Below are 15,651 nucleotides of genomic sequence, written 5' to 3' on the forward strand. Positions count from 1 at the left end.
AAGCCGATGGGGCCAGCACAAGAGCCGGAACCATTTTTACGCAGACTGCTCGGCGGGTTCGGACTTGCCCTTCCCGTAGACATAGACTGGCTGGGCCTTGTTTTCCGCCACTTCCCGGTTGATGACGACTTCTTCCACGCCTTCAAGTCCGGGAAGGTCGAACATCGTACCAAGCAGGATGCTTTCCAGGATCGAACGCAGGCCACGCGCACCGGTCTTGCGCTCGATGGCGCGTTTGGCGATCGCTGCCAAGGCATCTTCCGTGAAGGTCAGCTTGACGCCTTCCATCTCGAAGAGACGGCCATACTGCTTGATCAGCGCGTTCTTGGGCTTGCTGAGGATCTGGATCAGGGCGGATTCATCCAGATCGTTCAGCGCCGCGATAACCGGCAGACGGCCAATGAATTCGGGGATGAGACCGAACTTCAGCAGATCTTCCGGCTCCACGCTCTGCAGGATCGCACCGAGACGACGCTCGTCATCAGAACGCACATCCGCACCAAAGCCGATGCCCGATCCCTTGCCACGCGCCGAAATGATCTTGTCCAGACCGGCAAAGGCGCCACCGCAGATGAAGAGCATGTTGGTCGTATCGACCTGCAGGAATTCCTGCTGCGGATGCTTGCGGCCACCCTGCGGCGGTACGGAGGCCACAGTGCCTTCCATGAGCTTCAGCAGGGCCTGCTGCACGCCCTCGCCCGAGACATCACGCGTGATGGACGGGTTGTCGGACTTGCGGGAAATCTTGTCGATCTCGTCGATGTAGACGATGCCGCGCTGGGCCCGGTCGACATTGTAGTCGGCGGACTGGAGCAGCTTGAGGATGATGTTCTCCACGTCCTCGCCGACATAGCCGGCTTCGGTCAGGGTCGTGGCATCGGCCATCGTGAAGGGAACGTCCAGGATACGGGCCAGCGTCTGGGCAAGCAGGGTCTTGCCCGAACCCGTCGGACCGATCAGCAGAATGTTGGATTTCGCAATCTCGATGTCGCTGCTCTTCGCGGCATGGGCGAGGCGCTTGTAGTGGTTGTGAACCGCCACAGAGAGCGCACGCTTGGCCTCGAACTGACCGATCACGTAATCGTCAAGAACCTTGCAGATTTCCTTGGGGGTCGGAACTCCGTCGCGGGACTTCACGAGATGGGTCTTATGCTCTTCACGGATGATATCCATGCAGAGCTCGACGCATTCATCGCAGATGAAGACCGTGGGACCAGCAATCAGTTTGCGGACTTCGTGCTGGGATTTCCCACAGAACGAGCAATACAGGGTGTTCTTGGAATCGCCGGATTTGTTGCTCATTGCTGTTCCCTTTCCCTTGCGCACGACCTGACCACATTCACGCAGCAGACATGCGAAAGAACTTTAACTTTAGGCCGAGGTCAGAGCCTTCGGCAACCCCGGAGCCCAAATGCCCCAAGACACGAAAAGCGGCATATCGGAATGCCGCTTTTCTGTTCCGGAAGGAACGTCAGGCTCCTCAGGTCCGGAAATACCTCAACTCGGGTCGGGCGTGGTCTCATGCGGATTGCGTTCGACAACCTTGTCGATCAGGCCGAATTCGCGGGCCTCATTGGCCGAAAGATAGCTGTCACGCTCGAGCTTCTGCTCGATCTGCTCCAGCGTCTGGCCGGTATGTTCGCGATAGATCTCGTTCAGCCGCTGACGGATGATGAGGATTTCGCGAGCCTGGATCTCGATGTCCGAAGCCTGACCCTGCGCACCGCCGGAAGGCTGGTGAACCATCACGCGGGCATTCGGAAGGGCGTAGCGATGCCCCTTCTCGCCACCTGCCAGAAGCAGGGAACCCATGGATGCGGCCTGACCGATGCAGACCGTGCTCACGGGGCAGCGGATGTACTGCATGGTGTCATAGATCGCGAGACCAGCGGAAACGACACCGCCCGGGCTGTTGATGTAGAACGAGATTTCCTTGGTGGGATTCACGCTCTCCAGATAGAGGAGCTGCGCGCAGATCAGGGACGAAACCTGATCGTAGACGGGTCCGGTCAGGAAGATGATGCGCTCCTGAAGGAGACGCGAAAAGATGTCGAAAGAGCGCTCTCCGCGGGCAGTCTGCTCGACCACCATCGGCACCAGAGAGTTGCTGAACACCTCGAGGGGATCACGATCCCGAATGGTCATGCTGTCTGTTCCTCAATGCCCGATGGGCTTTCTTCTGCTCCCTAACATGGACCCGGCATGCCGTTCCGTCAAAGGGAGCAGGCAGGAAAAAACGGGCACCCCGAAGAGTGCCCGCCGGTTCCCGCGCCGAAAGATCAGAGTTCGGCGGGCGGGATCTCGGCCAGTTCTTCCGGCGTCACTTCCTTGTCGGTGACGTCGGCCAGCTCGATCAGGTAATCGACGACCTTGTTTTCCAGGATCGGGCCACGGAGCCCTTCAACGGCCTGCGGGTTCTTGGAGAAGAACTCGAAAACCATCTGTTCCTGGCCCGGATAACGACGGGCTTCCTGCTGCATCGCACCGAGGAGTTCCTCGCGGGACACCTGGATTTCCTGCTTGCGGCCGATTTCAGCCAGCAGCAGACCCAGCTTCACGCGACGTTCTGCAATGCGACGGTAGTCAGCCTTGAGGGTCTCTTCGTCCTTGCCGGCATCTTCCTCGTCCAGACGACCGGCCTTGCGGTCTTCCTCGACGCGGGCCCAGATCTGGTTGAACTCGGCGTCAACCATGCTGGACGGAGCTTCGAAGTCCGTCTTCTCGGACAGGGCGTCCAGAAGGTCGCGCTTGATGCGCAGACGCGAAAGCTGCTGGTATTCGCCCTCAGCCTGCTCGGTGATGATCTTGCGGATCTGCTCGAGGTTCTCGAAACCGATCGTCTTGGCAAGCTCGTCATCGATGGCCGGATCAACAGCCTTCTTCAGGGACTTCGCCTTGATGTCGAAGGTCACGGCCTTGCCGGCCAGCTCTTCAGCCTGGTAGTCGGCCGGGAACGTCACGTTGATGACGCGCTCTTCGCCAGCCTTCATGCCTTCCATCTGCTCGGCAAAGCCGGGGATGAAGCCTTCGCCGCCGATTTCGACGTTCACATCGTCAGCCGTGCCACCATCGAACGGCGTGCCGTCCAGCTTGCCCACGAAATCGACGCACAGGACATCACCCTTGGCGGCCGGACGGTCTTCTTCGATCGTCTCGAACTTGCGGCTGCGACGGGCGACGTCGTTCAGGGCCTTGTCGACGGTCTCTTCGCTGACCTTGGCGCCAAGGCGCGTCAGCTTCAGGCCGGACAGGTCGGGAACTTCGATTTCCGGGAGAACTTCGGTCTCAACCTTGAATTCGAGATCCTTGCCGTCTTCGATGGCGGAAACCACCTCGACCTTCGGCTGCATGGCCGGACGGATCTTCTGCTCTTCGAACAGCTTGGCGGTCGCGTCGTTGACGGCTTCCTCAAGCAGTTCGGCGTTCACGGACTCGCCATAGCGCTGCTTGACGAGGGAAGCCGGCACCTTGCCCGGACGGAAGCCCGGAAGCTTGATCGTCTTGGCAACTTCGGCGAGTCGTGCATCGCGGCGGGCCTGCAGGTCGGCAGACGGGACAACGACGGTGAAGGCGCGCTTAAGTCCTTCGTTGAGCGTGGGCGTAACCTGCATGAGCCAGGCGATCCTCTCGGTCGGTAGGTTGGTCAAATCTCTTTCTCGGGAAGCCGGGCTTGGTGCGGGCGGAGGGACTTGAACCCCCACGACTTGCGCCACCAGAACCTAAATCTGGCGTGTCTACCAATTTCACCACGCCCGCAGCGCTCGGCCTCCAGGCTCGTGTTACCGAACCTCGGAAGCGCGGCCTTTAGCGCATGAAACGCGACTTCACAACAGGGAGCCGGTCGCCTTTTTGTCTCCCGCCTCCCGCGCCAGACGCGTGGCAGTCGCCCGTGCCGGCCCCAGAGGCAGATCCAGATCCTCGGCCAGGGGCCAGCCGCCATGGACTTTCCCCGCCTCGATTCCGGCTTCCCCGTGCAGCCAGACACCTGCGCAACAGCCTTCCCAGACGTCCATCCCCGCGGCAAGCAGGGCTGCGATCACACCCGTGAGGGTATCCCCCGAACCTGCTGTCGCCAGAGCGGACGACGCATGCGTATTGATGGCAAGGCGACCATCCGGAGCAGCAATGATCGTGTCAGGCCCCTTCATGACGACAACAGCATTGATGCGCTTTGCAGCCGCCAGCGCGGCATCCAGACGGCTGCCTTCGACGGGCCCGAAGAGTTTGCGGAACTCTCCGATATGGGGCGTGACGGCAGCGACCCCTTTCAGCCGCGACAGATCCTGCGCGCCCCACGCCAGTGCACCGGCATCCGCCAGCACGATCCGGTCAGCCTTGAGGAGCTGCGGAAGGGTCGCAGCAACTTCGTCTTCAGTCAGCCCAGGCCCGCAGATCCAGACCTTACGTCGCGCATCCTCCAGCAATTCGGAAAGCGGCGCATCGTCCACGATCAGACCGGGATCACCGAGTCGGTAGGCAGGAGCCCCCTCGCCTGCCGAGATCCGCACAAGACCGGCCCCGCTGCGGCGCGCCCCGCGAGCCGAGAGCCGGGTCGCGCCAGGCATTTCAGCCCCACCGCACAGACTGACCACGCCACGGCGGTATTTATAGTCCCCGTCCCCCGAGACCGGCAGGCTCCACAGGCCAGGCCCGTTATGCTGCACAACCGGTGTGATGCCCTCCCATGCCGCGTCAGGCATGCCGATATCGGCGCAGATCACTTCACCACACAGATCAGAACCGGGTTGCAGAACATGCCCGGGACGCGGACGGACAAAGGTGACCGTGAGCGTACAGTCGCGGGCCTTGCCAAGGATTTCACCCGAGGCTCCGGCCACGCCGCTCGGCATATCGATGGCAACGACCTCCCGGGCGGCCGCAAGAACAGCCGCAACATCATCCGCAACAGGACGCTTCAACCCCGAACCGAAAACCGCATCCACGACCAGATCGGCCCCCGCCAGTTCCTCAGCCGTGAACGGCACCATGGGGCCGGTCCAGCAAGCAGCCATTTCAGCAGCAGGCGTCCCGGGTTTGGGAGCAGCAAGCGCGGCAACGCGGACTGACCACCCCCACCGCGCGAGATTACGGGCCACGACATAGCCGTCCCCGCCGTTGTTTCCCGGCCCACAGGCAACCGTGACACGGCGCGGCGAAAAGCGGTTACGGATGACGCGCGCCACGGCCCATCCGGCATTTTCCATCAGACGTGTGGATGGAAGAAGGGCAGCAGCCGCATGATCCATGCGGTCGCTCTCCTCGGGCAGCAGCAATGCGAAAGGATGGCGGGATACAGGGCTGGATATTTCAGGGCTGGGCATCTCGGGGCGTTCTCCTGCTGGACTCATGACAGCAAAGCATGACCGGCTGTTGCGTTGCCTCTTTCGGGGTCCCTCAATTCCGCTTCCCTCTGGCGCTGAGGGGCTTGCGTCGGATATTCAGGGAAATGCTTCGGGAATGTTCTTCCCCCTTTTTTCCATTTTCAACCATGACGAGGATCAATGACAGGGTCGATCATCTGGAGCCTCGTGCTCGCAATCCATCTGCTGTGCATGACCTACTGGGTCGGCGGCTCGATCTATTCGACGCTCGTTGTCCGCTCCACGGTCGGACTGCTGGATCCGGGACCGCGTAACTCCGTCCTGCTTCAGGGTTACACGCGCTTTTTCCGCGGCCTCTATCAGGTTGTCCCGTTCTCGCTTCTGAGCGGCTGGGGCCTGATTTTCCATGAAGGCGGATTTGCAGCCGTGCCCTGGCCGGTCAATGCGATGCAGCTTCTGGGCCTCGCCATGGCAGTCATTTTCATCCTGACCGTCCAGGGCCCCTTCCGCCGGGCCCGACGCGCCATGCGTCCCCAGCCTGCGCTGTTCGACACCCTGCGCAGCCGCACCGCCATGATGGCGGGACTGGGTGTCCTGACCATTCTTGTCGCCGCAATGGCACGCGGCATCTGAAATCGTATGCGATACGGCGCCAGAAGGGCCGTATCGCTTGCCATTCCTGCCATTTATCGATAACGCACCAGTTATAGCTGCGGGCAATTGCCCCGCCCTCAACTCCGGCCCTCATCCATTTGGGTGTGCGCCGTCAAAGAGAGTCTCGAGAGTCATTTGAGCGCGAAAACGACCTCCGGTCCTTCCAAGCCCCGTACGACTGCAACGCCCAGACGCGGACGCCCCTCTGCTTCGCGTGCTGCCGCAGCCGCAACTTCCCCGACTGTTGCCGATGAAGGCGAAACGTCTCCGGTAACGGAAACTCCCGCTGCCAAGGCACCCCGTACGCGTCGCACGAAGACTGCGGCTGCCGCGACGGAAAAGACGGCGGAAGTGAAGACACCAGCACGCCGGACCCGCAAGGCAGCCACGCCTGCTGCCGAGTCCGCGACTGAAAGCGAAGCTCCTGCTCCGAAAACGACAGGACGCCGGAAGAAGGCTGTTACAGAACCGGAAGCCGTGACCGAGCCTGCCGAGGCGGCTGCAGCCGCACCTGCTTCGCGTCGTCGCCGCTCCATAAAAGCAGCCGAGACCGTGACGGAAGAAGTCGAAGCAGCCCCCAAACGCCGTGGCCGTCCGCGCAAGACGCCGGTTGTGGAACAACCCGCCGCCGAAGTCGTGACCGAAGAAAGCGTGGAAGCTCCTGCCGCGCCGCGCCGTCGTGGCCGTCCCCGCAAGGTGGATGTCGCAGCTGCCGCAGAGGCCGCGGCAGAAGCACCCGTCGAAAAGAAGGCGCGTCCGTCCCGTCGCAAGGCCTCCGCCCCTGTCGTGGAAGCCCCGGAACCCGCTGCCGAAGAAACCCCTGCCGTTCAGGCCGAGCCCACGAAGAGCGAAAAGCCTGCACGCCGCCGCCGCACCAAAGCGGCTGCTGCAACACCGGCTGTCGTTGAAGAAACCGTTGAGGCACCCGCCGTCGTTGAGACCGTCGTGGTTGCCGAGGACGTTTCCGACAGGCCGCGCTTTGCCGATCTGGGACTGGGCGAGCCGATCATGCGGGCCATCGAGGAGCTGGGTTATGAACACCCCACTCCCATTCAGGCCCAGGCCATTCCCGAAGTCCTGAAGGGCCATGACGTTCTGGGTGTCGCCCAGACCGGAACCGGCAAGACGGCCTCTTTCACGCTGCCGATGCTCCAGAAGTTGGCTGGCTCCCGCGCCCGCGCCCGGATGCCGCGCTCGCTGATCCTGGAGCCCACGCGTGAACTGGCATTGCAGGTTGCCGAGAACTTCAAGCTCTATGGCAAGTATCTGCGTCTGACCCATGCGCTGCTGATTGGTGGCGAGAGCATGGCCGAACAGCGCGATGTGCTGAATCGCGGCGTGGATGTGCTGATCGCGACTCCGGGTCGCCTGCTCGACCTGTTCGGACGTGGCGGCCTGTTGCTTACGCAGACCAGCACGCTCGTGATCGACGAAGCCGATCGCATGCTGGACATGGGCTTCATCCCCGATATCGAAAAAATCGTGGCACTGCTGCCCGCCCATCGCCAGACCCTGTTCTTCTCCGCCACGATGGCGCCGGAAATCCGCCGTCTGGCCGATGCTTTCCTCCGGCACCCGGTGGAAATCACGGTATCGCGCCAGTCCTCCGTGGCCACGACGATCGAGGAAGCCCTGGTCATCGTGCCGGAGGACGAGAAGCGTCGCACGCTCAAGAAACTGCTGCGTCGTGAGAACGTCCAGAGCGCCATCGTGTTCTGCAATCGCAAGCGCGATGTGGACATGATCCAGCAGTATCTGACCAAGCATGGCATCGAAGCCGGCCATCTTCACGGAGATCTGGCCCAGTCCCTGCGCTTCTCGACGCTGGAGCGTTTCCGCTCTGGTGACCTGAAGTTCCTGGTATGCTCGGATGTGGCAGCACGTGGCATCGATATCGGCGGCCTGTCGCATGTCTTCAACTATGACCTGCCGTTCAATGCGGAAGATTATGTGCATCGTATCGGACGGACCGGTCGTGCAGGCAACGAAGGCCATGCCTTCAGCTTGGCGACTCCGCGCGATCGCAGACTGCTGGAAGCCATCGAGACCCTGACAGGCAAGGTGATTGCCCGCCCGGTTCTTGAAGGCATCATGACCGTTGACTGGGCGCCCGAAGAGGGTGAACGCCGTCCGGCCGAAACCGCGACTCCTGCACCGCAGGACGTGGCGGAAGAAGGAGAGCAGCGTCCCCGCAAGCGCCGTCGTGGCGGTCGCAAGCGCAATCGTGGCGATCGCGACGAGAGCGAGACCGTTCAGCAGGTTGCTCCCACAGCCGTCGCTTCTGTCGCGGTGATCGAGGCCCCTGTCAGCCACCGTTCGGTTGAACTGGCCCCCGCTTTCGAGAACGATGGGCCAAAGACGGGCTTTGGTGGTGATACGCCCGCTTTCATGCTGCTCCCGCGCCGCAGGAAAGTCACGGTTTCCGGTAGCACCGATCCTGCTGCTCCTGTTCAGCATGATGGGCGCCATTACGGTAATGAATGATACCTTGACCGGGGTTGCAGAACTCCGGATTGAAGGACTGGGTGCGGCAGGCGACGGCGTTGCGCATCTTGATGGCCAGACCGTTTTCATCCCGGGCACTCTGCCCGGGGAAGACGTCCGGGTCCGCCTTGCCCCCGCTCATCCCGAACTCATTGACATCGTTCACGCATCGGCTGACCGCGTCCCCCCCCCGTGCGACCTGTTTGGCGAATGCGGCGGCTGTGCGTTGCAGCACCTCTCCCTGCCAGCCCTGTTGGACTGGAAGGCGCAGCGCGTCACACAGGCTCTCACGGCAGCGGGTTTCACGGATCTGCCGCCTGCACGGATGTTCCAGACAACGCCAAAAACCCGGCGCCGCATGGATTTTGCCGTCCAGCGCGTGCCAGGCGGCGTGATCATCGGGCTGCATCGCCGCAATGGCGATCCCGTGGACATGACGGAATGTCACGTCCTGCATCCCGCGATTTTCGGGCTTCTCGCCCCTCTGCGTGAGGTTCTGGGAAGTCTGGGCGCACTGACGGGCCGCGGGAGCCTGATGGTCAACCTGCTCGATAGCGGGCCGGACCTGACACTGCAGACCCCGGCTCCCCTGACGAGTGCCGACCGCCTCAAGCTGGCAGCCTTTGCCCGCGAGCATGATCTGTCGCGGATCTCCTGGCAGGATCCGAAAGATCTGGGCATCGAGACTGTGGCCCAGTCCGGCCCGGTCCGGGAAGATTTCGGTGGCGTGATCGTCTCCCCGCCCCCTTCCGCCTTTCTTCAGGCGACCGCTGATGCCGAGAAGGCCATTGTCACGGCTGTCGTGGACGGGTTGCCGTCGCTCAACAAGAAGGACGTAACGGTCGAACTGTTTGCCGGATGTGGCACCCTGACCTTTCCGATGTCCGAAAAAGGTCGGGTCATGGCCTATGAAGGCAATCTAGCGGCCGCAAACTGCCTGAAAGCTGCCTCCGGTGGACGCCGCGTTGATGGATTTCATCGGGATCTGGGGCGCCAGCCGCTTCTGCCGCATGATCTGAAATCGACACGGGCCGTAGTCCTCGATCCGCCTTATGCGGGCGCAGGCGCACAGACGATGCCTCTGGCCAAGTCAGCCGTGCCCGACATCGTTTACGTAAGCTGCAACCCTGCTGCACTTGAAAAAGACGGCAAGGCTCTGTGGAATGCAGGTTTCTCGGTCATCGGCCTGACGATCGTGGACCAGTTCCTGTGGTCCACGGAAGTCGAAGCCGTGGTCGTGCTGTCACGTGACGTGAAGCGAATCAGACGTGAAAACTCTCGCCGCAGCCGCAGCGACCTTTCTCGTTCGGATTCCTGAACGTAAAACCGGATTCGAGGTCCTTGACCTCGTAATCCATGACAGTACCGGTCAGGAACAGGGTCGCCTTGCGATCCACCAGCAGGGTCACGCCCTGATCCTCGACGCGCTCATCGGTCGGCTCCGGGGCTGTCACGAAGTTCATTTCGTAAGACAGTCCCGAGCACCCACGCGTTCCCACGCTGATGCGCAGGAGTTGACCCTGATGGGAGCCGGCGTAAAGAGCTTTCAGGCGCTTGGCCGCCTGATCGGACAGGGTCATGAGAGCGGGCAGCGGGCGGCGCGTTGCAACGTCGGACATGATGGTTCTTTCCGGATCAGAACATGTTGAGGGCAAGACGGGCATCGTCACTCATGCGGCTCATATCCCACGGCGGATCCCAGACGATTTCGACAGTGGCCTGACTGACACCCGGAACATGGGACACAGCATCGCGCACCATCTCCGGCAGTTCTTGCGCACTGGGGCAATTGGGCGCCGTCAGCGTCATCTCGATATGCACGCGGCCGTCATCATGCAGGTCGATCGCATAGATCAGACCTAGCTCGTAGATGTTGACCGGGATCTCCGGGTCATACACCGTCGCGATGGCCGCGATGACCGCTTCCTGATCGGGCGCCGTCCCTGTTGCGGGGACAGCAGCTGTATCTTCACTGGTTGTGATATCGGTCATGGCTTCACTCATGTGAGCATCATCCGGGCCCGTTCAAGGCCTTCGATCAGCGCATCGATCTCTTCAGTCGTGGTGTAAATGCCAAAACTGGCGCGCGCGGTGGCATGAACGCCGAGACGACGCACCAGAGGTTCAGCACAATGCTGCCCGGCGCGGATGGCAATTCCGAGCTGATCCAGCAGTGTTGCCAGATCATGCGGATGCGCACCGTCCATGACGAAGGAGATTACACCCCCGCGCTCTTCAGGCTCGCCCAAAATGCGCAGGCTGTTGATCCCACGCATCTTTTCCAGAGCATAAGCGGTCAGCTCAGCTTCATGGCGCGAAATGGCGTCATAACCGATCTCTTCCACAAAACGGACAGCCGCCCCCAGACCGATCGTCTCCAGAATTGCGGGCGTACCGGCCTCGAACTTGTGCGGAACATGCGCCCAGGTCGCACGCTCGAAAGACACGTTCTGGATCATGTCACCACCGCCCATGAAAGGCGGCATGATGTCCAGCAGCTCCATCTTCCCCCAGAGCGCCCCGATCCCCGTGGGGCCGTAGAGCTTGTGACCGGTGAAAGTGAAGAAATCCGCTCCGAGAGCCTGCACGTCGATCTTGCGGTGCACCACCGACTGAGACCCATCCAGCAGGATGCGCGCGCCATAAGCGTGGGCGATTTCCGTCAGTTTCCTGGCGGGAGTGATCGTTCCCAGCACATTGGACATGTGCGTGACGGCAACAAGCGCCACCTTGCCATCCGACAGAAGCGCTTCATAAGCATCCAGATCAATATCGCCGGCGTCATTGATGGGAGCGACACGCAGTTCGATACCCGCACGATCCCGCAGCATGAGCCAGGGCACGATATTGGCGTGATGCTCAAGCTCGGAAATCAGGACTGCCTGCCCCGGCTTCAGCATACTGCCGAAACTGTGCGCCACGAGGTTGATGGCCTCGGTGCTGTTGCGGGTGAAGACAATTTCCCGATGATCGGGCGCATTCAGCAGACGGGCCACATCATGACGGGCGCGCTCATAGGCTTCCGTCGTGCGCTCGCTCATCCAGTGCAGGCCACGATGAATATTGGCATACTGGTGATACGCCGCATCCCGCATGGCCTCGATCACGACATCCGGCTTCTGGGACGAAGCTGCGCTGTCGAGAAAGACCAGAGGCCGACCATGAACAGTCTCGTTCAGGATCGGAAAATGGGCGCGGATCTCCGACAGATCCATCCCGGTACGGCTGTCAGCGAGGGTCATGACGTCATGCTCCGCAGCAGCAGATCACGCAGACCTTCGTCGGAAACCAGATCCAGCGCATCAATCAGGAAAGCACGCACAAGCATATCCCGCGCATCCGCTTCCGCAATACCGCGGGAGCGCAGATAGAAAAGCTGCTCGTCATCAAGTGCGCCGACAGTAGCGCCATGGCTGCACTTGACGTCGTCAGCGTAGATTTCCAGCTCGGGCTTACTGTTGATCTGTGCCTTTTCAGACAGCAGAAGCGCCTGGTTCATCTGGTAGCCGTCAGTTTTCTGGGCCACGCGATCAACAAGGATCTTGCCCTGGAAAACACCCTGCCCGGCGTCGGACAGCACTGTCTTGACGGTCTGGCGCGAGCTCCCATCAGGAGCGGCATGATGGATCATGGACGTCAGGTCGTTCAGACGCTGACCATCAACGATCTGTACGCCATTCACATGCGCCATGGCGTGAGGTGCGCCCAGTGTCACGACAGCTTCGTGACGCGCAAGACTGCTGCCCTGGTTCAGGGTAAAGCTGTCATATTCGCCCTTCTCCGCCACATCGGCCGAGACAATGGCGAGATGCGTACCGGTCAGGCTCTCGCGCTGCACCTTGACGTGACGCAGGGTCGCCCCCTTGCCTACGACGATATCGAAACGCGGATTGGCGATATAACGCCCCTCACCTGCGCTGACATCGTACAGTGTCAGGGACGCGCCGTCTTCCAGTACGATGCGGTGCTGAAGATGCGTCGAAGCATCCTGCCCATCGGACAGGCTGACGAGCGTCAGAAGACCGGCATCCGTTCCAGCAGGAACACGAATGTCGAGACCTCTTTCGCCGAGCGCCGTATTCAGCGTCGCGGAAAACACTCCCTTAAGCGGAGAGACATTTTCCGAAGCCTGCCGAACTGTTTCCGGCAGGGCCGACAACGCGTTCAGAAGCTGGCCATTGCCATAGACCATGCGGGCGCCCGTTTCAGGCAGAACCAGACGGTCCAGCAGCGCAGTGGCGGTTTCGGTCGTCAGGGATGCAGCCTTCTGCCACGCTGTATCCGCGATCGAACGCAGCGGCGTATAACGCCAGGCTTCGACGCGACGCGTCGGCAGTCCCGTGTCGGCCAGAGCCGCACCCTGCCCGGCGGCACGCGCAACAAACGCCTCCAGAGCCGGAGCAGCGTTCTGCGTCACGGTTGGCGCTCCGCTCACGCTGCCGCCTCGAGGAACTGGGTATAACCCTGCTTCTCAAGGGTCTTGGCGATATCGGGGCCGCCGCTATGGATGATGCGACCATGCGCCATGACATGCACGCGATCTGGCACGATATAATCGAGCAGGCGCTGGTGATGGGTGATGACCAGAGCGGAGAAATCCGGGCTGCGCAGGGAGTTCACGCCTTCAGCGACAATACGCAGAGCATCGATATCCAGACCGCTGTCCGTCTCGTCAAGAATGGCGAAAGACGGCTGGAGCAGACGCATCTGGAGCACTTCGTTGCGCTTCTTCTCACCGCCCGAGAAACCGACATTAACCGCACGCTTGAGCATGTCGTCGGACATGGACAGGTGCTTGGTCTCGGCACGGACAGCCTTGAGGAAAGCCACGGCATCCAGCTCGGCTTCACCACGCGCCCGGCGAACAGCGTTGACGGCCGTGCGCAGGAAGTTCGCGTTGTTCACACCCGGCAGTTCGACCGGCGACTGGAACGCCAGAAACAGGCCAAGCGCAGCACGCTCTTCGGGTTCGAGCGCCAGCAGGTCCTGCCCCTTGAACGTGGCGGAACCACCCATGACTTCATAGTCCTCGCGACCGGCGAGCACGTAGGACAGCGTGGATTTACCCGAACCGTTCGGCCCCATGATGGCGTGGACTTCGCCCTTGGGCACCTCGAGATCGAGGCCCTTGAGGATGTCCTTGGGCGTGCCGTCGGCGTCGATGCGGGCCTGAAGACCCTGAATTTTCAGAAAATCGCTCATATTAACCCACACTTCCTTCGAGGCTGATCTGCAGAAGCTTCTGCGCCTCGACCGCGAATTCCATCGGGAGCTCCTTGAGCACCTCGCGGCAGAAACCATTGACGATCAGACCGACTGCATCTTCTTCCGACAGGCCGCGCGAACGGCAGTAGAAGAGCTGGTCTTCAGAGATTTTGGACGTGGTCGCTTCATGCTCCACGCGCGCCGTCATGTTGCGGCTTTCGATATAGGGCACCGTATGCGCGCCGCACTGGTCGCCGATCAGGAGACTGTCGCACTGCGTAAAATTGCGTGCGTTGCGCGCCTTTGGCTGCATGCGGACCAGACCGCGATACGTGCTGTCGGAGTGCCCGGCGGAAATGGTCTTGGCGATAATCGTCGAGCGCGTGTTCGGCGCCAGATGGATCATCTTCGTGCCCGTATCGGCCTGCTGGTGATTGTTGGTCACCGCAACCGAATAGAACTCGCCAACCGATCCTTCACCGGCCAGCACGCAGGACGGATATTTCCACGTAATGGCGGACCCGGTCTCAACCTGCGTCCAGGAAATCTTGGACCGCGCGCCACGGCAGATGCCACGCTTGGTGACGAAATTGTAGATGCCGCCACGGCCTTCATCGTCGCCCGGATACCAGTTCTGGACGGTGGAATACTTGATCGAGGCGTCTTCCATCGCGACAAGCTCGACCACGGCCGCATGAAGCTGGTTTTCGTCACGCTGCGGTGCCGTGCAGCCTTCCAGATAGGAGACAGTGGCGCGATCTTCCGCGATGATGAGCGTACGCTCGAACTGCCCTGTATTGCGCGCATTGATGCGGAAATAGGTGGACAGCTCCATCGGGCAGCGAACGCCCTCGGGGATGTAGACGAACGAGCCATCCGTGAAGACGGCAGAGTTCAGGGCCGCAAAGAAGTTGTCCGCCACCGGAACCACCGTGCCCAGATATTTCTGGACCAGTTCGGGATGTTCACGGATTGCGTCGGAAATCGGGCAGAAGATTACCCCGGCTTCGGCAAGCGTCTTGCGGAAGGTCGTCGCGACGGACACGCTGTCAAAAACGGCATCCACGGCAACGGGCAGACGCTCCTCAGCACCTTCGACACCGGCAAGCAAAGCCTGCTCATGCAAGGGAATACCCAGCTTGGCATAAGTCTTGAGCAACTCGGGATCGACTTCGTCGAGGCTCTTGGGGCCGGGCTTCTTCTTCGGCTGCGCGAAATAATGCGCGTCCTGATAGTCGATCGGCGGATGATGGATATGGGCCCAGGTCGGCTCTTCCATTTCCAGCCACGCGCGAAAGGCCTTCAGGCGCCAGTCCAGCATCCACTGCGGCTCACCCTTGCGCTCGGAGATCAGGCGAACCGTCTCCTCGTTGAGGCCCTTGGGCGCGATATCCATCTCGATATCGGTCTCGAAACCCCATTCGTAGCTGGATTTCGCGAGCTTTTCGACTGTCTCGCGGGTTTCCGTCACGGCTGGCATGGTGTGTTGTCCTTAACTGACCGCGTCGGTCACGGAAGAAGTCTCCGCTCCGGCGGGGGCGACAGGTGCAGACGCGGGGCTGCGCCTTGGCAGGCGCTCCGCGTGACGGCCCATATCTGCCAGTGTGATGCTGTTGAGCGTTTTGAGGATGGCGTCATTCACGACATCCCACTGTCCGGACAGGCCGCACAGCGAACTGTGCTCGCACTCGCGTCCGTCACAGCAGGCCGTGATGGCGATTGGACCATCCACAGCAGCAATAACGGTTGCGACCGTCACGGTTTCAAGTGCGCTGGAAAGACGGTATCCGCCACGGGCGCCACGATGGGACAGAACCAGGCCACTGGAGGCCAGCCCTTTGAGAAGCTTGGCGACGGTCGGTTCGGGGACGCCGGTTTCCACCGCAAGGGCTGCTGCTGTTGCCAGTCCTTCGTGACGACCGAGATGGACCAGAAGGACAGTGGCGTAATCGGCCAGTTTTGACAGCCTCAGCATCGCTTGCACACT

The 15,651-nt window shown here is 61.4% G+C and carries 14 protein-coding genes and 1 tRNA gene; 3 read left to right on the forward strand and 12 right to left on the reverse strand.

Annotated elements, in window-relative coordinates; translation table 11 throughout:
• Window positions 1-36: 36 nt before the first annotated feature.
• The 5 genes from clpX to GLS_RS00460 form a co-directional block, all read right to left on the reverse strand.
• A complete protein-coding gene (gene clpX, locus GLS_RS00440; protein WP_041110494.1) occupies window positions 37-1,302 on the reverse strand; it encodes an ATP-dependent Clp protease ATP-binding subunit ClpX in 1,266 nt (421 codons plus the stop codon).
• Window positions 1,303-1,497: 195 nt separating this feature from the next.
• The gene (locus GLS_RS00445) at window positions 1,498-2,145 is read right to left on the reverse strand and encodes an ATP-dependent Clp protease proteolytic subunit (protein WP_011251687.1); all 648 of its coding nucleotides are present in this window, start codon (window positions 2,143-2,145) and stop codon (window positions 1,498-1,500) included.
• A 134-nt stretch (window positions 2,146-2,279) separates the two neighbouring features.
• Window positions 2,280-3,611: a trigger factor gene (gene tig, locus GLS_RS00450; RefSeq protein WP_041110495.1), complete on the reverse strand. Its 1,332-nt coding sequence runs from the start codon at window positions 3,609-3,611 to the stop codon at window positions 2,280-2,282.
• A 60-nt stretch (window positions 3,612-3,671) separates the two neighbouring features.
• Window positions 3,672-3,756: transfer RNA gene (locus GLS_RS00455), tRNA-Leu, on the reverse strand.
• A gap of 68 nt (window positions 3,757-3,824) precedes the next feature.
• Window positions 3,825-5,321, reverse strand: coding sequence for an NAD(P)H-hydrate dehydratase (locus GLS_RS00460; protein WP_193363829.1), 1,497 nt, complete (start codon window positions 5,319-5,321; stop codon window positions 3,825-3,827).
• A 180-nt stretch (window positions 5,322-5,501) separates the two neighbouring features.
• Between GLS_RS00460 and GLS_RS00465 the strand changes: the two genes are divergently transcribed.
• From GLS_RS00465 to GLS_RS00475, 3 genes are all read left to right on the forward strand, one after another.
• A complete protein-coding gene (locus tag GLS_RS00465) occupies window positions 5,502-5,954 on the forward strand; it encodes a hypothetical protein (RefSeq protein ID WP_011251690.1) in 453 nt (150 codons plus the stop codon).
• A 372-nt stretch (window positions 5,955-6,326) separates the two neighbouring features.
• Window positions 6,327-8,459 carry a DEAD/DEAH box helicase gene (locus GLS_RS00470; RefSeq protein ID WP_405002439.1) on the forward strand — a complete coding sequence of 711 codons (2,133 nt, stop codon included), beginning with the start codon at window positions 6,327-6,329 and terminating at the stop codon, window positions 8,457-8,459.
• Entirely contained in the window at window positions 8,434-9,777 is a 1,344-nt protein-coding gene (locus tag GLS_RS00475; RefSeq protein WP_041110497.1) for a class I SAM-dependent RNA methyltransferase, read from the forward strand. Before GLS_RS00470 ends, GLS_RS00475 begins: the two co-directional genes overlap by 26 nt.
• Here the strand turns inward: GLS_RS00475 and GLS_RS00480 are convergent.
• Genes GLS_RS00480 through GLS_RS00510 form a run of 7 tightly spaced genes read right to left on the reverse strand, consistent with a single transcriptional unit; the run spans window position 9,722 to window position 15,639 of the window.
• On the reverse strand, window positions 9,722-10,078 hold the full coding sequence (locus GLS_RS00480; protein WP_041110498.1) for a HesB/IscA family protein: 357 nt from the start codon (window positions 10,076-10,078) through the stop codon (window positions 9,722-9,724). The genes GLS_RS00475 and GLS_RS00480 overlap by 56 nt on opposite strands.
• A gap of 16 nt (window positions 10,079-10,094) precedes the next feature.
• Complete coding sequence (locus GLS_RS00485; RefSeq protein WP_041110500.1) at window positions 10,095-10,463, reverse strand: SUF system Fe-S cluster assembly protein; 369 nt, start codon at window positions 10,461-10,463, stop codon at window positions 10,095-10,097.
• Window positions 10,460-11,701: an aminotransferase class V-fold PLP-dependent enzyme gene (locus tag GLS_RS00490; protein ID WP_052327398.1), complete on the reverse strand. Its 1,242-nt coding sequence runs from the start codon at window positions 11,699-11,701 to the stop codon at window positions 10,460-10,462. Before GLS_RS00490 ends, GLS_RS00485 begins: the two co-directional genes overlap by 4 nt.
• Complete coding sequence (sufD, locus tag GLS_RS00495) at window positions 11,698-12,876, reverse strand: Fe-S cluster assembly protein SufD (protein WP_041110501.1); 1,179 nt, start codon at window positions 12,874-12,876, stop codon at window positions 11,698-11,700. Before sufD ends, GLS_RS00490 begins: the two co-directional genes overlap by 4 nt.
• A 14-nt stretch (window positions 12,877-12,890) precedes the next feature.
• Window positions 12,891-13,661, reverse strand: coding sequence for a Fe-S cluster assembly ATPase SufC (gene sufC, locus GLS_RS00500; protein WP_041110502.1), 771 nt, complete (start codon window positions 13,659-13,661; stop codon window positions 12,891-12,893).
• Window position 13,662: 1 nt separating this feature from the next.
• Window positions 13,663-15,144, reverse strand: coding sequence for a Fe-S cluster assembly protein SufB (gene sufB, locus GLS_RS00505; protein WP_011251697.1), 1,482 nt, complete (start codon window positions 15,142-15,144; stop codon window positions 13,663-13,665).
• 12 nt (window positions 15,145-15,156) lie between these two features.
• Window positions 15,157-15,639 (reverse strand): SUF system Fe-S cluster assembly regulator, encoded by a 483-nt coding sequence (locus GLS_RS00510; RefSeq protein ID WP_041112523.1) that lies wholly within the window; start codon window positions 15,637-15,639, stop codon window positions 15,157-15,159.
• Window positions 15,640-15,651: the final 12 nt, after the last annotated feature.

Source organism: Gluconobacter oxydans DSM 3504 (assembly GCF_000583855.1).
GTDB lineage: Bacteria > Pseudomonadota > Alphaproteobacteria > Acetobacterales > Acetobacteraceae > Gluconobacter > Gluconobacter oxydans.